This is a genomic window from Salmonella sp. 741265050_HSA (genome assembly GCF_046569445.1).
GTDB classification, from domain to species: domain Bacteria; phylum Pseudomonadota; class Gammaproteobacteria; order Enterobacterales; family Enterobacteriaceae; genus Salmonella; species Salmonella enterica.
This window is the reverse complement of the sequence record NZ_JBKFSV010000007.1, coordinates 1-15,582: the sequence shown is the minus strand read 5'-3', so window position 1 is coordinate 15,582 and position 15,582 is coordinate 1. Positions and strand designations below refer to the sequence as shown.

The window sequence follows — 15,582 nt, the reverse complement described above, 5'->3', positions numbered from 1 at the left end:
AAGACGTATCCCTGTCATTCATCGCTGCAAAAAATGGGATGCAAAATGTCATCGTTGCAAATTTCGCAAGGCACGTTTCGTCTGAGCGATACAAAAACACTTCATCTGGATTCGCTGACGCTCAATGCGGGCGATAGCTGGGCATTCGTTGGGGCTAACGGGAGCGGGAAGTCGGCGCTCGCCCGCGCGCTGGCGGGTGAACTGCCGTTATTAACAGGCGAGCGCCAGTGTCGGTTTACCCGCATTACTCGTCTGTCCTTTGAACAATTGCAAAAGCTGGTCAGCGATGAGTGGCAACGTAATAACACCGATATGCTCAGTCCTGGCGAAGACGATACCGGGCGCACTACCGCGGAAATTATTCAGGATGAAGTTCACCATCCTGCCCGCTGTGCGATGCTGGCGCAGCAGTTCGGCATTTCCGCTTTACTCGACAGGCGTTTTAAATACCTTTCTACCGGCGAGACGCGAAAAGCGCTGCTGTGTCAGGCGCTGATGTCTGAGCCAGAGTTATTGATCCTTGATGAACCGTTCGACGGGCTTGACGTGACCGCCCGTCAACAACTGGCGCAACGCCTGACGGCGTTGAACCAGGCGGGTATGACCCTGGCGCTGGTACTCAACCGTTTTGATGAAATCCCGGACTTCGTGCAGTTTGCCGGGGTGCTTGCCGACTGTACGCTGGCGGAGACCGGAACGACGGCAGAGTTGCTGCAACGGGCGTTGGTTGCTCAACTCGCGCACAGCGAGCGTCTGACCGACGTACAATTACCCGAACCGGACGAACCTTCCGCCCGCCATGCGTTACCCGATGGCGAACCACGGATCGTACTTAACGATGGCGTAGTCTCGTATAACGATCGCCCTATCCTCCACCACCTAAGCTGGCGAGTCAATCCGGGCGAACACTGGCAGATCGTCGGTCCTAACGGAGCGGGTAAGTCTACGTTGCTTAGCCTTATTACTGGCGATCATCCGCAAGGCTACAGCAACGATCTTACGCTGTTCGGGCGGCGGCGAGGAAGCGGCGAAACAATCTGGGATATCAAAAAACATATCGGCTACGTCAGCAGCAGTTTACATCTGGATTACCGCGTCAGTACCACGGTACGCAATGTCATTCTCTCCGGCTATTTCGATTCTATCGGCATTTACCAGGCCGTTTCAGACAGGCAACGAAAACTGGCGCAACAGTGGCTGGATATTCTGGGAATCGATAAGCGTACGGCGGATGCCCCCTTCCACAGTCTCTCCTGGGGACAGCAGCGGCTGGCGCTGATCGTGCGCGCGCTGGTTAAACATCCGACAGTGTTGATTCTGGATGAGCCGCTGCAAGGGTTGGATCCGCTGAACCGCCAACTGGTACGCCGTTTTGTAGATGTATTAATTCGCCAGGGAGAGACCCAACTGCTGTTCGTTTCCCATCATGCAGAGGATGCGCCTGCCTGTATTACTCACCGGCTGGAATTTGTACCAGAGGGCGAACGTTATAAGTACGTTTCCGGACGATGCAATAATTAAATGTATTATCAGAATGGCGCTGCGCGCCATTCTGGAACCACTCTCCTTTTATTAAGAATAATAATAACGGTCGATAAGCTTACTATCTCTTGAATCGCTGACCGCCTCATTGTCATAATAATTCTGAAATTTTCGACAATGATGTCGTATGTGAATATAAGGGATTCATTATGGCTTTTCGTTTTCCACAAATAATACTATTTTTACTGGCAGCCATGTTATTTTGCCCCAGCAGTTATGCTGAGCAAAAGCCGACCGCTGCGCAGGAAGCGCGTAAAACCGCCGTTGAGGTCGCTGTTGAAGGCATGAGTCGCGCCGCCGTTGCGGGTCCGACAAAAATTAGTTTAGGTGATAAAGCCACGCTTAATCTACCGGAAGGATTTACCTGGATACCCGCAAAAGAAGCGGCGGTATTTATGCGTGAAATTGGTAACTATGTTGACGATGAATATTTTTACGGTCTCGTATTTAAAAAGGAAATGAATGGATTTATTTCTATCGAATATGATGATTCTGGTTATGTAAAAGATGATGATGCAAAAAATTGGGATGCCGATGAATTAATGGATAACCTGCGCAAAGGCACAAAAGAAGCGAATAAAGATCGTATTGCAAAAGGCATTGAGCCGATAGAAATTATTGGCTGGATCGAGAAGCCTACCTACGATGCAACCAATCATCGTCTGATCTGGTCCGCCGCCATCCAGGATATCGGCACCAACGAACCACTGAATGAACAAGGCGTGAACTACAACACCTATCTGCTGGGACGTGAAGGCTATTTTTCTTTAAATCTGGTGACCGACAGAGGTTCTGTTGACCATGAAATCCCTCTGGCGAAAAGAATTCTCAGTTCCGTCAAGTTCAACGCTGGACAACGCTACGCTGACTTCAACGAATCAACGGACAAAATAGCGGAGTATGGGCTCGCCGCGCTGATTGGCGGTATCGCGGCCAAAAAAGTAGGTCTGCTTGCTATGCTCGGTATCGCGCTGCTTAAGTTCTGGAAAGTGACCGCCATCGGCGTCGTCGCTGTCGGGGCGCTCGCCAGGAAGCTACTCTCGCGTAAAAAAGACTGACAGCTCCTGCCCCGTCCGTTTCATTCCCAGGCGCGTAACGCGCCTTTTTTTCGGATAAAAAGCAGAAGCATTCTCAAGCCAGATGATTTGTAATCATTTAATTGATATAAATGCGTAAAATCACCAGTGTGTAAACGATTCCACTAATTTATTACATGTCACACTTTTCGCATCTTTGTTATGCTATGGTTATTCCATACCATAGGCTTAACGGAGCGAATTATGAGAGTATTGGTTACAGGTGGTAGCGGTTACATTGGAAGTCATACCTGCGTACAATTGCTGCAAAATGGTCATGACGTCGTCATCCTCGATAACCTCTGCAACAGCAAGCGCAGCGTGCTGCCCGTTATTGAACGTCTGGGCGGTAAGCACCCGACCTTTGTCGAAGGCGATATTCGCAACGAAGCGCTTATAACCGAAATTCTGCACGATCACGCGATTGATACCGTGATTCACTTTGCCGGCCTGAAAGCCGTCGGCGAATCGGTCGCCAGGCCGCTGGAGTACTATGACAACAACGTCAACGGTACGCTGCGGTTGGTCAGCGCCATGCGTGCGGCCAACGTTAAAAACCTTATTTTTAGCTCCTCCGCCACCGTTTATGGCGATCAGCCCAAAATTCCTTACGTCGAAAGTTTTCCTACCGGCACGCCGCAAAGCCCCTACGGCAAAAGTAAATTGATGGTAGAACAGATCCTCACCGATCTGCAAAAAGCCCAGCCGGAGTGGAGTATTGCGCTGCTGCGTTATTTCAATCCGGTCGGCGCGCACCCGTCGGGCGACATGGGAGAAGATCCGCAAGGTATTCCGAATAACCTGATGCCCTATATCGCCCAGGTCGCCGTGGGTCGTCGCGAATCGCTCGCCGTTTTCGGCAATGATTACCCGACCGAGGATGGCACCGGCGTACGCGATTACATTCACGTTATGGACTTAGCCGACGGGCACGTCGTGGCGATGGAAAAACTGGCGGACAAATCCGGCGTACATATTTATAACCTCGGCGCGGGTGTCGGCAGTAGCGTCCTGGATGTGGTCAACGCCTTTAGTAAAGCCTGCGGTAAACCCATTAATTACCACTTCGCGCCGCGTCGCGACGGCGATCTCCCGGCGTATTGGGCGGATGCCAGCAAAGCCGATCGCGAGCTGAACTGGCGCGTCACCCGCACGCTTGACGAAATGGCGCAGGACACCTGGCACTGGCAGTCACGCCATCCGCAGGGATACCCAGATTAAGGATGTTGTTATGACCCCATTTAATCCCATCGATCATCCGCATCGCCGTTATAACCCGCTTACCGGCCAGTGGGTTCTGGTTTCGCCGCATCGCGCAAAACGCCCCTGGCAGGGGGCGCAGGAAACACCGTCTCAGCAAATGCTGCCGGCCCACGATCCGGACTGCTTCCTGTGTGCGGGCAATACGCGTGTCACCGGCGATAAAAATCCCGATTACAAAGGGACTTACGTCTTTACTAACGATTTCGCGGCGCTGATGGCCGATACGCCGGATGCGCCGGACAGCCACGATCCGCTGATGCGCTGTCAGAGCGCGCGCGGCACCAGCCGCGTGATCTGCTTTTCTCCCGATCACAGTAAAACGCTGCCGGAGTTGAGCCTGCCCGCGCTGACGGAAATCGTCAGAACCTGGCAAACGCAGACCGCCGAGTTAGGCAAAACCTATCCGTGGGTGCAGGTCTTTGAAAATAAAGGCGCGGCGATGGGCTGTTCGAACCCGCATCCGCATGGACAGGTCTGGGCCAACAGCTTCCTGCCGAATGAGGCCGAACGCGAAGATCGTTTACAAAAAGCCTATTTCGCCGAACAGCGTTCGCCAATGCTGGTGGATTATGTCCAGCGGGAACTGGCGGACGGCAGCCGCACCGTGGTCGAAACCGAACACTGGCTGGCGGTGGTGCCTTACTGGGCGGCGTGGCCGTTCGAAACGCTACTGTTACCCAAAACGCATGTCCTGCGCATTACCGATTTAAACGACGAGCAGCGCGACTCTCTGGCGCTGGCGTTGAAAAAGCTGACCAGTCGTTATGACAACCTGTTCCAGTGTTCCTTCCCTTACTCAATGGGCTGGCACGGCGCGCCGTTTAACGGTGAAGAAAACGCACACTGGCAGTTGCACGCACACTTTTACCCGCCGCTGCTGCGCTCTGCGACCGTCCGTAAATTTATGGTCGGCTATGAAATGCTGGCGGAAACCCAGCGTGATTTAACCGCAGAACAAGCGGCTGAACGCCTGCGCGCGGTCAGCGACATCCATTTTCGCGAATCCGGAGTATAAAAATGAATCTGAAAGAGAAAACGCGCGCGCTGTTTGCTGAAATTTTCAGCTACCCTGCCACCCACACGATTCAGGCGCCAGGCCGCGTCAACCTGATCGGCGAGCATACTGATTACAATGATGGTTTCGTTCTGCCCTGCGCTATCGATTACCAGACCGTAATTAGCTGTGCGCCGCGCGACGATCGTACCGTACGGGTGATTGCCGCCGATTACGACAATCAGGTGGACGAATTTTCACTGGATGCGCCGATCGTGACCCACGATAGCCAGCAGTGGTCTAACTATGTGCGCGGCGTAGTGAAACACCTGCAACAGCGTAACAACGCGTTTGGCGGCGTGGATATGGTCATCAGCGGCAATGTGCCGCAGGGCGCCGGGTTAAGCTCCTCCGCCTCGCTGGAAGTGGCGGTGGGCACCGTCTTCCAGCAGCTTTATCACCTGCCGCTGGACGGCGCGCAAATTGCGCTCAACGGACAAGAGGCCGAGAACCAGTTTGTCGGCTGTAACTGCGGCATTATGGATCAGCTCATCTCTGCGCTCGGCAAAAAAGATCATGCGTTGCTGATTGATTGCCGTACGCTCGGCGCCAAAGCGGTTTCCATGCCGAAAGGTGTCGCCGTGGTGATCATCAATAGTAACTTTAAGCGCACGCTGGTGGGCAGCGAGTATAATACCCGCCGTGAACAGTGCGAAACCGGCGCCCGTTTCTTCCAGCAGCCGGCCCTGCGCGATGTCAGCCTTGAGGCGTTCAATGCCGTTGCCAGCGAACTGGACCCGGTAGTCGCAAAACGCGTTCGCCATGTATTGAGCGAAAATGCGCGCACCGTTGAAGCGGCAAGCGCGCTGGAGAAAGGTGATTTGCAACGTATGGGCCAACTGATGGCGGAGTCCCATGCCTCAATGCGCGATGATTTCGAAATTACCGTCCCGCAGATAGACACGCTGGTAGACATCGTCAAAGCGACCATCGGCGATCAAGGCGGCGTGCGCATGACCGGCGGCGGCTTCGGCGGCTGTGTTGTCGCACTGATCCCGGAAGATCTGGTTCCCGCTGTTCGGCAGGCCGTTGCGCAACAGTACGAAGCGAAAACCGGAATCAAAGAAACCTTTTATGTATGCAAACCGTCACAAGGAGCAGGACAGTGCTAAATGAAACGCCCGCACTGGCCCCCGATGGTCAACCGTACCGCCTGCTAACCCTGCGCAATAGCGCAGGGATGGTGGTAACGCTGATGGACTGGGGAGCCACTCTTCTTTCCGCCCGTATTCCGCTGTCTGACGGCAGCGTTCGGGAAGCATTGCTGGGCTGCGCCAGCCCGGAACACTACCCTGAACAGACGTCATTCCTCGGCGCCTCTATTGGCCGTTACGCGAACCGTATCGCCAATAGCCGTTATACGTTTGCCGGCGAAACCGTACAGTTAAGCCCAAGCCAGGGCGAGAACCAGCTACACGGCGGACCGGAAGGCTTTGACAAGCGCCGCTGGCAAATTGTGAACCAGAACGATCGCCAGGTATTATTCGCGCTCACCTCTGATGACGGCGACCAGGGCTTTCCTGGCCATCTTTGCGCCACGGCGCAATATCGTCTGACCGATGACAATAGAATCTCCATCACCTACCGGGCGACGGTCGATAAACCCTGTCCGGTGAATTTGACCAACCACGTCTATTTTAATCTGGACGGCGATCGGACCGACGTGCGCCAGCATAAGCTGCAAATTCTGGCGGATGAGTATCTGCCGGTAGATGAATCCGGTATTCCACGCCAGGGGCTAAAATCGGTAGCCAATACCTCGTTTGACTTCCGGATGCCAAAAGTCATTGCCAGTGAATTTCTCGCCGATGACGATCAGCGCAAGGTTAAAGGCTACGATCATGCTTTCCTGCTACAGACGCAGGGTGATGGCAAAAAGCCGGCGGCCCGTCTGTGGTCACAGGATGGAAAGCTACAAATGATGGTTTACACCACCGCCCCGGCGCTACAGTTTTATTCCGGCAATTATCTGGCGGGTACACCTTCCCGCGGACCGGAACCTTATGCCGACTGGCAAGGGCTGGCGCTGGAAAGCGAACTGCTGCCGGACAGCCCGAATCATCCTGAATGGCCGCAGCCTGACTGTATCCTTCGCCCTGGCGAGGAGTACGCCAGCCTGACCGAGTATCAGTTTATTCCGTTCTAACGATATGCCGCTACATGCCCGATGACGCAAGCTTATCGGGCCTACGCGCCATTGCCCTGCTCAAACCTCCACCACTTAAAGACAAAATCGCAACTCTGAGTTCACAAGAACCTTACACTGCGCCACTATTTTCGCTATGGTTATGCGTAAGCATTGCCGCCAACACCTCGCGGCAATATAATGAGAATTATTATCATTACATATGATTTATAGGAGTGAGAGTATGGCTGTAACTAAGCTGGTTCTGGTACGTCACGGTGAAAGTCAATGGAACAAAGAGAACCGTTTCACCGGCTGGTATGATGTTGACCTGTCTGAAAAAGGCGTAAGCGAAGCAAAAGCAGCGGGTAAACTGCTAAAAGAAGAAGGTTTCAGCTTTGATTTTGCCTACACTTCCGTACTGAAACGCGCTATCCATACGCTGTGGAACGTACTGGATGAACTGGATCAGGCGTGGCTGCCGGTGGAAAAATCCTGGAAACTCAATGAACGTCACTATGGCGCGTTGCAGGGGCTGAATAAAGCGGAAACGGCAGAAAAATATGGTGACGAGCAGGTTAAACAGTGGCGCCGCGGTTTTGCCGTGACGCCGCCGGAACTGACCAAAGATGATGAGCGTTATCCGGGTCACGATCCACGTTATGCCAAACTGAGCGAGAAAGAGCTGCCGTTGACCGAAAGTCTGGCGCTGACCATCGACCGCGTTATTCCTTACTGGAACGACACCATCCTGCCGCGTATGAAGAGCGGTGAGCGCGTGATCATCGCCGCTCACGGTAACTCATTGCGTGCGCTGGTGAAATACCTGGATAACATGAGTGAAGATGAGATTCTTGAGTTAAACATCCCGACCGGCGTGCCGCTGGTGTATGAGTTCGACGAAAACTTCAAGCCGATCAAACATTACTATCTGGGCAACGCTGACGAGATCGCTGCGAAAGCGGCTGCCGTGGCGAATCAGGGTAAAGCGAAGTAATCACCTTTGCCGGATGGCGGTATAACTGCCTTATCCGGCCTACGAGCAATGGGTAGGCCGGATAAGCGCAGCGCCATCAGGCAATACGTCTTAAACAGCGATCACGCCGTCCAGCACCACCTGCAATTTCCCCTGCGAACAGCGCTCCACGCGTCCTCGTACCCGGTACACTTCAGCCAGACGCTCCGCAGTAATCACCGTCTCCGGCGCGCCGCTGGCGACCAGCCTGCCGTCTTTTAGCATCAGGACATGGTCACCATGACGCAGTGCAATATTAATGTCATGCGCCACGACTATCGTCACCCTATTTTGCGCCTGGGTATCCCGACGCACGAGATCCATTACGTGAAACTGATAGTTTAAATCCAGCGCGCTGAGCGGCTCATCCAGCAACAGAAGTTCAGGGCGACGAATCAGCGATTGCGCCAGACCCACTAACTGCCGCTGACCGCCGGAAAGCTGGTCGAGATACTGCAACGCCAGATGCGTTATGCCCAATTGCTCAAGGATAGCCAGTATCTGCGCTCTGCCCTGCGCATTGTCTCTGCCGCCTGATGCCCGCAGTACCACGATAATCGACTCCAGTACATGCAGATGTACGCCCTGCGGTAATGACTGCGGCAAAAACACAACTTTCTGCGCCCGCTCGGCAAACGATAACGACATGAGATCTTCGCCATCAAGCAGCGCCTCGCCGTCGGCGTTATTCAGCCCGGCCAGCGAACGTAGTAACGTCGATTTACCACAGCCGTTCGGCCCCAGCAAAATGGTAATTTTCCCGCGCGGCAGTAAGGGAACGTTGAGATCTGCAATAACCGGCTGAGTGGAATAGCCGGCGCTAAATGAGCGGAGCATTAACCCGCGCATCAGAGACTCCCCCGATGTCGCAATACAATGCTTAAAAAGAACGGAACCCCGACCAGCGAGGTGACAATCCCCACCGGCACCATGACGCCCGGAATACTATTTTTCGCCGCAATAGAGGCCAGCGATAACACCAGCCCGCCTATCAGCACGCTACCCGGAAGGTAGAAACGGTGATCTTCCCCCAAAAGTATTCGTGCAATGTGCGGTGCAACGAGACCAATAAAACCAATCGGCCCGACGAAAGCTACCGCCAGCGCTGATAACAAGCTGATACGCAACAATGACAGCAGGCGTAAACGGCGGACATGAACCCCAAAGCTCATCGCCCTCTCTTCGCCCAGACGTAATGCCGTGAGTTGCCAGGCGCTTCGTAACGCGCAAAAAAGCACAGCAATAAACACCACGGCCAGTACGCCCAATTTTTCCCACGACGCGCGGACCAGGCTCCCCATCGTCCAGAATACCAGCCCCTGCAGCGTATCTTCATCAGCCACAAACTGCATAATGGCGACCAACGCGTTAAAGGTGAATACCAACGCAATACCGAACAACACCACTCCGGATGCGGCGACGCCTGTCCAACGGGTAATACCGTCCAGGAGTAACGCGGATAAAAGCGCAAAGATGAACGCATTGGCCGGGATAAACCAGGCGGCAGGAATACCGGGAATACCGATCCCCAACACAATCGCCAGCGCAGCGCCAAAAGCCGCCGCGGACGATACGCCGAGGGTAAACGGTGTCGCCAGCGGATTATTTAAAATGGTTTGCATTTCGGCGCCCGCTAACCCTAACGCCATGCCCACCAGTAGGGCCATCAGGGCATAGGGTAAGCGGATATCCCAGACAATAACGTGTATGCCCGCATTCACCTTTTCCGGCTGGAAAAGCGCCTGCCACAGCGCACTGAGCGGTAAACCAGAAGACCCACAGGTTACATCCACCATCAGTGAAACCATCATCGCCAACGCAATAGCTAACATGAGCACAGCCCGTTTGCGTATGATCTGGCGATAGCGCGGAATGACGGGCGTGGAAGCGAGAGCGGGGGCTAAAAGTGATTTGTCCTGACAGGTCATGGTTCGGGCTACGTTATTAATCAGAGGAGAATTATAGCGCCGAATTATTTCGTTATATATTTATTTATATTTCGATTAATGACACGGTGGCCTATCTCACCGGCCTCCAAATAAAAAACCGCCCTTGCGGGCCGGTTTAAGACGTAATGAAGATTAACCGCGACGGGCTTTTACCGCTGCCGACAACTGACGAAGCAGCGCATCGGTATCTTCCCAGCCAATACAGGCGTCAGTAATGCTTTTACCGTAGGCCAGCGGCTGACCGCTTTCCAGACTCTGGTTTCCTTCTACCAGATGACTCTCTACCATCACGCCAATAATCGCTTTTTCACCGCCCGCTATCTGCTGACAGACATCGGCGCAAACCTCCATCTGCTTTTGAAATTGCTTACAGGAGTTGGCATGGCTGAAATCGATCATGACCTGCGGCGTCAGTCCCGCTTTGGTGAGGCCTTCTTTTACCTCAGCAACATGCTGCGCGCTATAGTTTGGCGCTTTACCGCCGCGCAGAATGATATGGCAGTCGCCGTTGCCGCTGGTATTCACAATCGCCGAATGACCCCATTTAGTGACGGAGAGGAAGCAATGCGGCGCGCCGGCGGCGTTGATGGCGTCAATGGCGACTTTAATCGTGCCATCAGTACCATTTTTAAAACCGACCGGACAAGAGAGGCCAGACGCCAGTTCGCGATGAACCTGGGATTCAGTAGTCCGCGCGCCAATGGCGCCCCAGCTCATCAGATCGGCCAGATATTGCGGCGTGATCATATCGAGGAATTCGCCGGCGGCAGGCAGGCCGCTGTCGTTAATATCCAGCAGCAGTTTGCGCGCAATACGCAGACCGTCGTTAATCTGGAAGCTGTTATCCATGTGCGGATCGTTAATCAGCCCTTTCCAGCCGACGGTGGTACGCGGTTTCTCAAAATAGACGCGCATGACAATTTCAAGCTCGCCTTGAAGCTCATCGCGTAGCGCCAGCAAACGGGCGGCATACTCTTTCGCCGCTGCCGGATCATGAATTGAACAAGGACCGATCACCACCAGCAGACGATCGTCATTGCCTTTGAGAATTTTATGGATGGCTTTGCGCGCGTGAGCAACGGTATTTGCTGCATTTTCCGTGGCGGGAAACTTTTCCAGCAGCGCGACCGGAGGTAATAACTCGTTGATTTCTTTAATGCGTAAATCGTCGTTCTGATAATTCATGTTTATTCCAGTGTTGCCGTACTTATCCCAATGAATGCAATCCCTCCAATCTATCTCTTCAATTAAATAGTGTAAACGGGCTTTTACACTTTGAACGGAATAATCCTGGAATTCAGGAAAAAAACGCACAAATGTAGCGAAAAATGGGATCTAACCTACACTTTTTAACTGTAACCACTCTGTTTATGAATTATTGCAAGATTCTCTGCTGCGTTAACCCGCGGCGGCGAACGTTTTTTATCCCTTATTTGAGGATTTGACTGACACGTGCACTGTTGGAAGAGGTTATCCGACATATCCACCATAACAGGAGCATCTTATGAAAATGACAAAACTGACTACGCTTTTACTCACCGCTACCCTCGGCCTTGCCAGCGGCGCAGCGTTAGCTGCTGAATCTAACGCGCAATCCAGTAATGGCCAGGCGAACTCGGCGGCAAATGCCGGTCAGGTTGCCCCGGACGCCCGCCAGAATGTAGCGCCGAATGATGTGAATAACAATGACATCAATACCAACGGCAATACTAACAGCACGATGCAGCATCCAGACGGTTCAACCATGAATCATGACGGAATGACCAAGGATGAAGAGCATAAAAATACCATGTGTAAAGACGGTCGCTGCCCGGATATTAATAAAAAAGTGGAAACCGGTAATGGCGTCAATAATGACGTGAATACCAAAACCGACGGTACCACACAGTAATGCAGAAAAAAGTCTGATAACGGGAGAGCTTTCGCTCTCCTTTTTATTTTGTCAGCGAAAAATCAGTATGATGTCTACAGTATTGATGAGAATAACAAAGGAATGACGTTATGGCGCACTCACACTCTCATGCCGATTCACACCTGCCGAAAGATAATAATGCTCGTCGCCTGCTTTTCGCCTTTATCGTCACTGCCGGATTTATGCTCCTTGAGGTGGTGGGCGGGATACTCTCCGGCTCTCTGGCGTTGCTGGCGGATGCGGGACATATGCTCACCGACGCGGCGGCCCTTCTCTTTGCGCTGCTGGCGGTTCAATTTTCCCGTCGTCCCCCGACTGTTCGCCACACTTTTGGCTGGCTAAGACTCACCACACTGGCGGCTTTTGTGAATGCCATTGCGTTGGTGGTCATTACCCTTCTCATTGTCTGGGAAGCGATAGAGCGCTTTTACACGCCACGTCCGGTGGCGGGCAATCTGATGATGGTGATTGCGGTTGCGGGTCTGCTGGCGAACCTGTTTGCGTTCTGGATTCTCCATCGGGGAAGCGATGAAAAAAACCTGAACGTGCGCGCTGCCGCGCTACATGTGATGGGCGATTTGCTGGGTTCCGTCGGCGCAATAGTCGCCGCGCTGATCATTATCTGGACGGGCTGGACGCCAGCGGACCCGATTCTCTCTATTCTGGTTTCGGTACTGGTGTTACGCAGCGCCTGGCGTTTGTTAAAAGATAGCGTCAACGAATTGCTGGAAGGCGCACCGGTTTCGCTGGATATTAATGCCTTACAGCGCCATTTAAGCCGGGAAATCCCCGAAGTCCGCAACGTACACCATGTGCATGTCTGGATGGTCGGCGAAAAACCGATCATGACATTGCACGCTCAGGTCATTCCGCCACACGACCATGATGCGCTGCTGGAACGTATCCAGGATTTTCTGATGCACGAATACCATATTGCGCACGCTACGATTCAGATGGAGTATCAAGTGTGTCACGGCCCGGACTGTCATCTGAATCAGACGCCATCCGGGCATGTTCATCACCATTAACGGGAAAGCGCGCGCGATCCTCGCTCCCGCGCGCTGTTTATCCACAGGCGGCTACCGTTCACGGCGATAAATGTCAGGATCAGATATTCCAGCGACATCGCATAGACGCCCTGCAAAGCAAAAATCACCACACTGATCACGTTGATTACCACCCACAGGAGCCAGTTTTCGACATATTTGCGTGTCATCAGAATCATCGCCGCGATAGACAGAACCATCATGCAAGAGTCCCAGAACGGGAAAGCGTCCGGTTGCAGTACAGGCATTGTCACCTGTAACCCCAGCATCTGCATAATGGCGACGGCCACGCGCGTCAGGACGGCGAATACGGGATCGATATATCGCGTCATCAAACCGATAGCTATCACACATATCGCCAGCCATGCCATTGCTTTTGGCAACGGCAGCCAGCGGATTTTAAGCTCGGCTTGATTATCCTTTGTTTGCCGCGACCACGCATACCAGCCATAAATATTGGCGGCAAAGAAAAAGAGTTGCAGCAACAGGCTGGCATAAAGCTGGATCTGAAAGAAAATAATCGCAAACAGGGTGACGTTAACCAGTCCAAAAAAGTAGTTGCTGATCTTCTCCAGACTGGCGAGCCAAATACAGAGCAGGCCGGCGATGGTTCCTACCGCTTCGATCCACGAAAGATCGTACCCGCCAGCGCCAATCGGAATATGAATCAGTATGTTGTGCGTACTAAAAAAATCCATTCTCTCCCCCAAAGATTTCCGTCTTTACGCCCGAAGTGTAGTCGCAAAATCCAGCATCCGGTTGAGGGGAAGTAATGCGCCCTCGCGTAGCGCCGCATCAACCTGTATTTCATGCGCCGCGCCTCCCTGCTCCAGCCCTTCAGCAATGGCTTTCAGGCCATTCATCGCCATCCACGGACAGTGCGCGCAGCTACGGCAGGTCGCCCCCTCGCCAGCCGTGGGCGCTTCAAGCAGTTCTTTTTCAGGCACCGCCTGCTGCATTTTGTAGAAGATGCCGCGATCGGTCGCCACGATAAGCTGTCTGTGCGGCAGCGTTTTTGCCGCCTTAATAAGCTGACTGGTGGAGCCCACCGCATCGGCCATCTCGACAATGGACTGCGGCGATTCAGGGTGAACCAGAAGAGCGGCATCGGGATAGATTTTTTTTAAACGGGTCAACGCTTGGGTTTTAAACTCGTCATGCACGATACACGCCCCTTGCCAACACAGTACATCGGCCCCGGTCTGTTTTTGCACGTAATTCCCCAGGTGTCTGTCCGGCGCCCAGATAATTTTTTCCCCCAAACTATCCAGATGCTCAATCAGTTCTACGGCAATACTGGAGGTCACAACCCAGTCCGCACGCGCTTTAACAGCAGCCGAGGTGTTAGCATAGACCACTACGGTTCTGTCAGGATGCGCATCACAAAAAGCGCTAAATTCGTCTATTGGGCAGCCTAAATCCAGCGAACATTCCGCCGCCAGGGTAGGCATAAGAATGGTCTTTTCCGGGCTGAGGATTTTGGCGGTTTCCCCCATAAACCGTACGCCCGCTACCAGCAGCGTGGATGCGGCGTGCTTCGCGCCGAAACGGGCCATTTCCAGCGAGTCGGAAATACAGCCGCCTGTTTCTTCAGCGAGTTGTTGAATTTCCGGATCGGTGTAGTAGTGCGCCACCATGACGGCATTGCGCTCTTTGAGCAAGCGCTTGATTTTCTCACGATAAAATTGCTTTTCATCGTCGTTCAACGGCGTTGGTTTCGGCGGGAACGGGTAGATTGCGGCTTGTGGGTCAAACATTACGCTCATCGTGGCTTCTCGTTTTACTGACTTAACGAAACAACCGAATGAAAGCGTAATAAACGCCACAATCGGTTAATTTGTTTTATATGCTAAACAAGATAGCTGATTCAATAAGGAAAGTCACAATAATTACGTAGCCCCGTATCTGATGGCGGCGTAACGTCTTATCTGGCCTACGTGAGCGGTACCGTCTGTAGGCCTGATAAGCGCAGCGCATCAGGCAAGACCCAAACCTGCGGCAGGTTCGAATCTTCCATATCGCAGATAGCAAAAAAGCGCCGCCAGCGCCCTCTTTTACATTGGTGGGTCGTGCAGGATGACTCGCTTCGCTCGCCCTTCGGGCCGTCGCCGTAAACGGCTCCGTTGTCTCACTGCATGAGACCCGAACCTGTGGCGGGTTCGAATCTTCCATATCGCAGATAGCAAAAAAGCGCCTTTAGGGCGCTTTTTTACATTGGTGGGTCGTGCAGGATGACTCGGCTTCACCTCGCCCTTCGGGCCGTTGCTGACGCAACGTTATCCTTCACGCTCAACATCTGAGTTTGATGTTAAATTGGTGGGTCGTGCAGGATTCGAACCTGCGACCAATTGATTAAAAGTCAACTGCTCTACCAACTGAGCTAACGACCCCTTGGATAAGGGTTACTGCTTCAATCATTCAGGATGGTGGGTCGTGCAGGATGACTCGGCTTCGCCTCGCCCTTCGGGCCGTTGCTAAAGCAACATTATCCTTCACGTTCTCTACCAGTTACCACCTTGTATATTGGTGGGTCGTGCAGGATTCGAACCTGCGACCAATTGATTAAAAGTCAACTGCTCTACCAACTGAGCTAACGACCC

General features: G+C 53.1%; 14 protein-coding genes, 2 tRNA genes and 1 other RNA gene. 9 read left to right on the top strand and 8 right to left on the bottom strand.

Translation table 11 applies throughout. From position 1 onward, the window contains the following. Nucleotides 1-45 precede the first annotated feature (45 nt). From modF to gpmA, 7 genes are all read left to right on the top strand, one after another. Complete coding sequence (gene modF / locus ACLD4F_RS13715; RefSeq protein ID WP_000096940.1) at nt 46-1,521, top strand: molybdate ABC transporter ATP-binding protein ModF; 1,476 nt, start codon at nt 46-48, stop codon at nt 1,519-1,521. A 170-nt stretch (nt 1,522-1,691) separates the two neighbouring features. Further along, nucleotides 1,692-2,600 (top strand): DUF2167 domain-containing protein, encoded by a 909-nt coding sequence (locus tag ACLD4F_RS13710; protein ID WP_000885531.1) that lies wholly within the window; start codon nt 1,692-1,694, stop codon nt 2,598-2,600. 222 nt (nt 2,601-2,822) lie between these two features. Continuing rightward, on the top strand, nt 2,823-3,839 hold the full coding sequence (galE, locus tag ACLD4F_RS13705) for a UDP-glucose 4-epimerase GalE (RefSeq protein ID WP_001265465.1): 1,017 nt from the start codon (nt 2,823-2,825) through the stop codon (nt 3,837-3,839). Between the two features lie 10 nt (nt 3,840-3,849). Next, complete coding sequence (galT, locus tag ACLD4F_RS13700) at nt 3,850-4,896, top strand: galactose-1-phosphate uridylyltransferase (protein WP_000187471.1); 1,047 nt, start codon at nt 3,850-3,852, stop codon at nt 4,894-4,896. Nucleotides 4,897-4,898: 2 nt separating this feature from the next. Next, nucleotides 4,899-6,047 (top strand): galactokinase, encoded by a 1,149-nt coding sequence (galK, locus tag ACLD4F_RS13695; RefSeq protein WP_411010892.1) that lies wholly within the window; start codon nt 4,899-4,901, stop codon nt 6,045-6,047. Continuing rightward, nucleotides 6,041-7,081, top strand: coding sequence for a galactose-1-epimerase (galM, locus tag ACLD4F_RS13690; protein WP_000931428.1), 1,041 nt, complete (start codon nt 6,041-6,043; stop codon nt 7,079-7,081). The genes galK and galM overlap by 7 nt, the downstream gene beginning before the upstream one ends. A gap of 223 nt (nt 7,082-7,304) precedes the next feature. Further along, complete coding sequence (gene gpmA, locus ACLD4F_RS13685; RefSeq protein WP_000301554.1) at nt 7,305-8,057, top strand: 2,3-diphosphoglycerate-dependent phosphoglycerate mutase; 753 nt, start codon at nt 7,305-7,307, stop codon at nt 8,055-8,057. 90 nt (nt 8,058-8,147) lie between these two features. Here gpmA and ACLD4F_RS13680 read toward each other — a convergent pair whose 3' ends face one another. The 3 genes from ACLD4F_RS13680 to aroG all read right to left on the bottom strand — a co-directional run bounded on the left by ACLD4F_RS13680 (nt 8,148) and on the right by aroG (nt 11,209). After that, on the bottom strand, nt 8,148-8,924 hold the full coding sequence (locus ACLD4F_RS13680; protein WP_001214710.1) for an ABC transporter ATP-binding protein: 777 nt from the start codon (nt 8,922-8,924) through the stop codon (nt 8,148-8,150). Next, nucleotides 8,924-10,003, bottom strand: a complete 1,080-nt coding sequence (locus ACLD4F_RS13675; protein ID WP_108638843.1) for a FecCD family ABC transporter permease — start codon at nt 10,001-10,003, stop codon at nt 8,924-8,926. The genes ACLD4F_RS13680 and ACLD4F_RS13675 overlap by 1 nt, the downstream gene beginning before the upstream one ends. A gap of 153 nt (nt 10,004-10,156) precedes the next feature. Next, complete coding sequence (gene aroG, locus ACLD4F_RS13670; RefSeq protein ID WP_079981576.1) at nt 10,157-11,209, bottom strand: 3-deoxy-7-phosphoheptulonate synthase AroG; 1,053 nt, start codon at nt 11,207-11,209, stop codon at nt 10,157-10,159. A 319-nt stretch (nt 11,210-11,528) separates the two neighbouring features. Between aroG and ACLD4F_RS13665 the strand changes: the two genes are divergently transcribed. Together ACLD4F_RS13665 and zitB are read left to right on the top strand one after the other, a co-directional pair. Beyond that, complete coding sequence (locus ACLD4F_RS13665; protein WP_000784380.1) at nt 11,529-11,915, top strand: YbgS-like family protein; 387 nt, start codon at nt 11,529-11,531, stop codon at nt 11,913-11,915. 110 nt (nt 11,916-12,025) lie between these two features. Beyond that, nucleotides 12,026-12,964, top strand: coding sequence for a CDF family zinc transporter ZitB (gene zitB / locus ACLD4F_RS13660; protein WP_000951247.1), 939 nt, complete (start codon nt 12,026-12,028; stop codon nt 12,962-12,964). Here zitB and pnuC read toward each other — a convergent pair. From pnuC to ACLD4F_RS13635, 5 genes are all read right to left on the bottom strand, one after another. Further along, nucleotides 12,961-13,680 carry a nicotinamide riboside transporter PnuC gene (gene pnuC, locus ACLD4F_RS13655; protein ID WP_000345367.1) on the bottom strand — a complete coding sequence of 240 codons (720 nt, stop codon included), beginning with the start codon at nt 13,678-13,680 and terminating at the stop codon, nt 12,961-12,963. The genes zitB and pnuC overlap by 4 nt on opposite strands. A gap of 24 nt (nt 13,681-13,704) precedes the next feature. Next, on the bottom strand, nt 13,705-14,748 hold the full coding sequence (gene nadA, locus ACLD4F_RS13650; protein WP_000115344.1) for a quinolinate synthase NadA: 1,044 nt from the start codon (nt 14,746-14,748) through the stop codon (nt 13,705-13,707). A gap of 294 nt (nt 14,749-15,042) precedes the next feature. After that, nucleotides 15,043-15,168: non-coding RNA, RtT sRNA (locus ACLD4F_RS13645), on the bottom strand. 128 nt (nt 15,169-15,296) lie between these two features. Beyond that, a tRNA-Lys gene (locus tag ACLD4F_RS13640) sits at nt 15,297-15,372 on the bottom strand. Nucleotides 15,373-15,506: 134 nt separating this feature from the next. Next, nucleotides 15,507-15,582 (bottom strand) — tRNA-Lys (locus ACLD4F_RS13635).

Coding starts and splice junctions, on each gene's coding strand:
- ACLD4F_RS13710 (WP_000885531.1), top strand. CDS start 1,692: ATGGCTTTTCGTTTTCCACAAATAATACTATTTTTACTGGCAGCCATG.
- ACLD4F_RS13665 (WP_000784380.1), top strand. CDS start 11,529: ATGAAAATGACAAAACTGACTACGCTTTTACTCACCGCTACCCTCGGC.
- nadA (WP_000115344.1), bottom strand. CDS start 14,748: ATGAGCGTAATGTTTGACCCACAAGCCGCAATCTACCCGTTCCCGCCG.
- aroG (WP_079981576.1), bottom strand. CDS start 11,209: ATGAATTATCAGAACGACGATTTACGCATTAAAGAAATCAACGAGTTA.
- galK (WP_411010892.1), top strand. CDS start 4,899: ATGAATCTGAAAGAGAAAACGCGCGCGCTGTTTGCTGAAATTTTCAGC.
- zitB (WP_000951247.1), top strand. CDS start 12,026: ATGGCGCACTCACACTCTCATGCCGATTCACACCTGCCGAAAGATAAT.
- ACLD4F_RS13675 (WP_108638843.1), bottom strand. CDS start 10,003: ATGACCTGTCAGGACAAATCACTTTTAGCCCCCGCTCTCGCTTCCACG.
- pnuC (WP_000345367.1), bottom strand. CDS start 13,680: ATGGATTTTTTTAGTACGCACAACATACTGATTCATATTCCGATTGGC.
- galE (WP_001265465.1), top strand. CDS start 2,823: ATGAGAGTATTGGTTACAGGTGGTAGCGGTTACATTGGAAGTCATACC.
- modF (WP_000096940.1), top strand. CDS start 46: ATGTCATCGTTGCAAATTTCGCAAGGCACGTTTCGTCTGAGCGATACA.
- galT (WP_000187471.1), top strand. CDS start 3,850: ATGACCCCATTTAATCCCATCGATCATCCGCATCGCCGTTATAACCCG.
- gpmA (WP_000301554.1), top strand. CDS start 7,305: ATGGCTGTAACTAAGCTGGTTCTGGTACGTCACGGTGAAAGTCAATGG.
- ACLD4F_RS13680 (WP_001214710.1), bottom strand. CDS start 8,924: ATGCGCGGGTTAATGCTCCGCTCATTTAGCGCCGGCTATTCCACTCAG.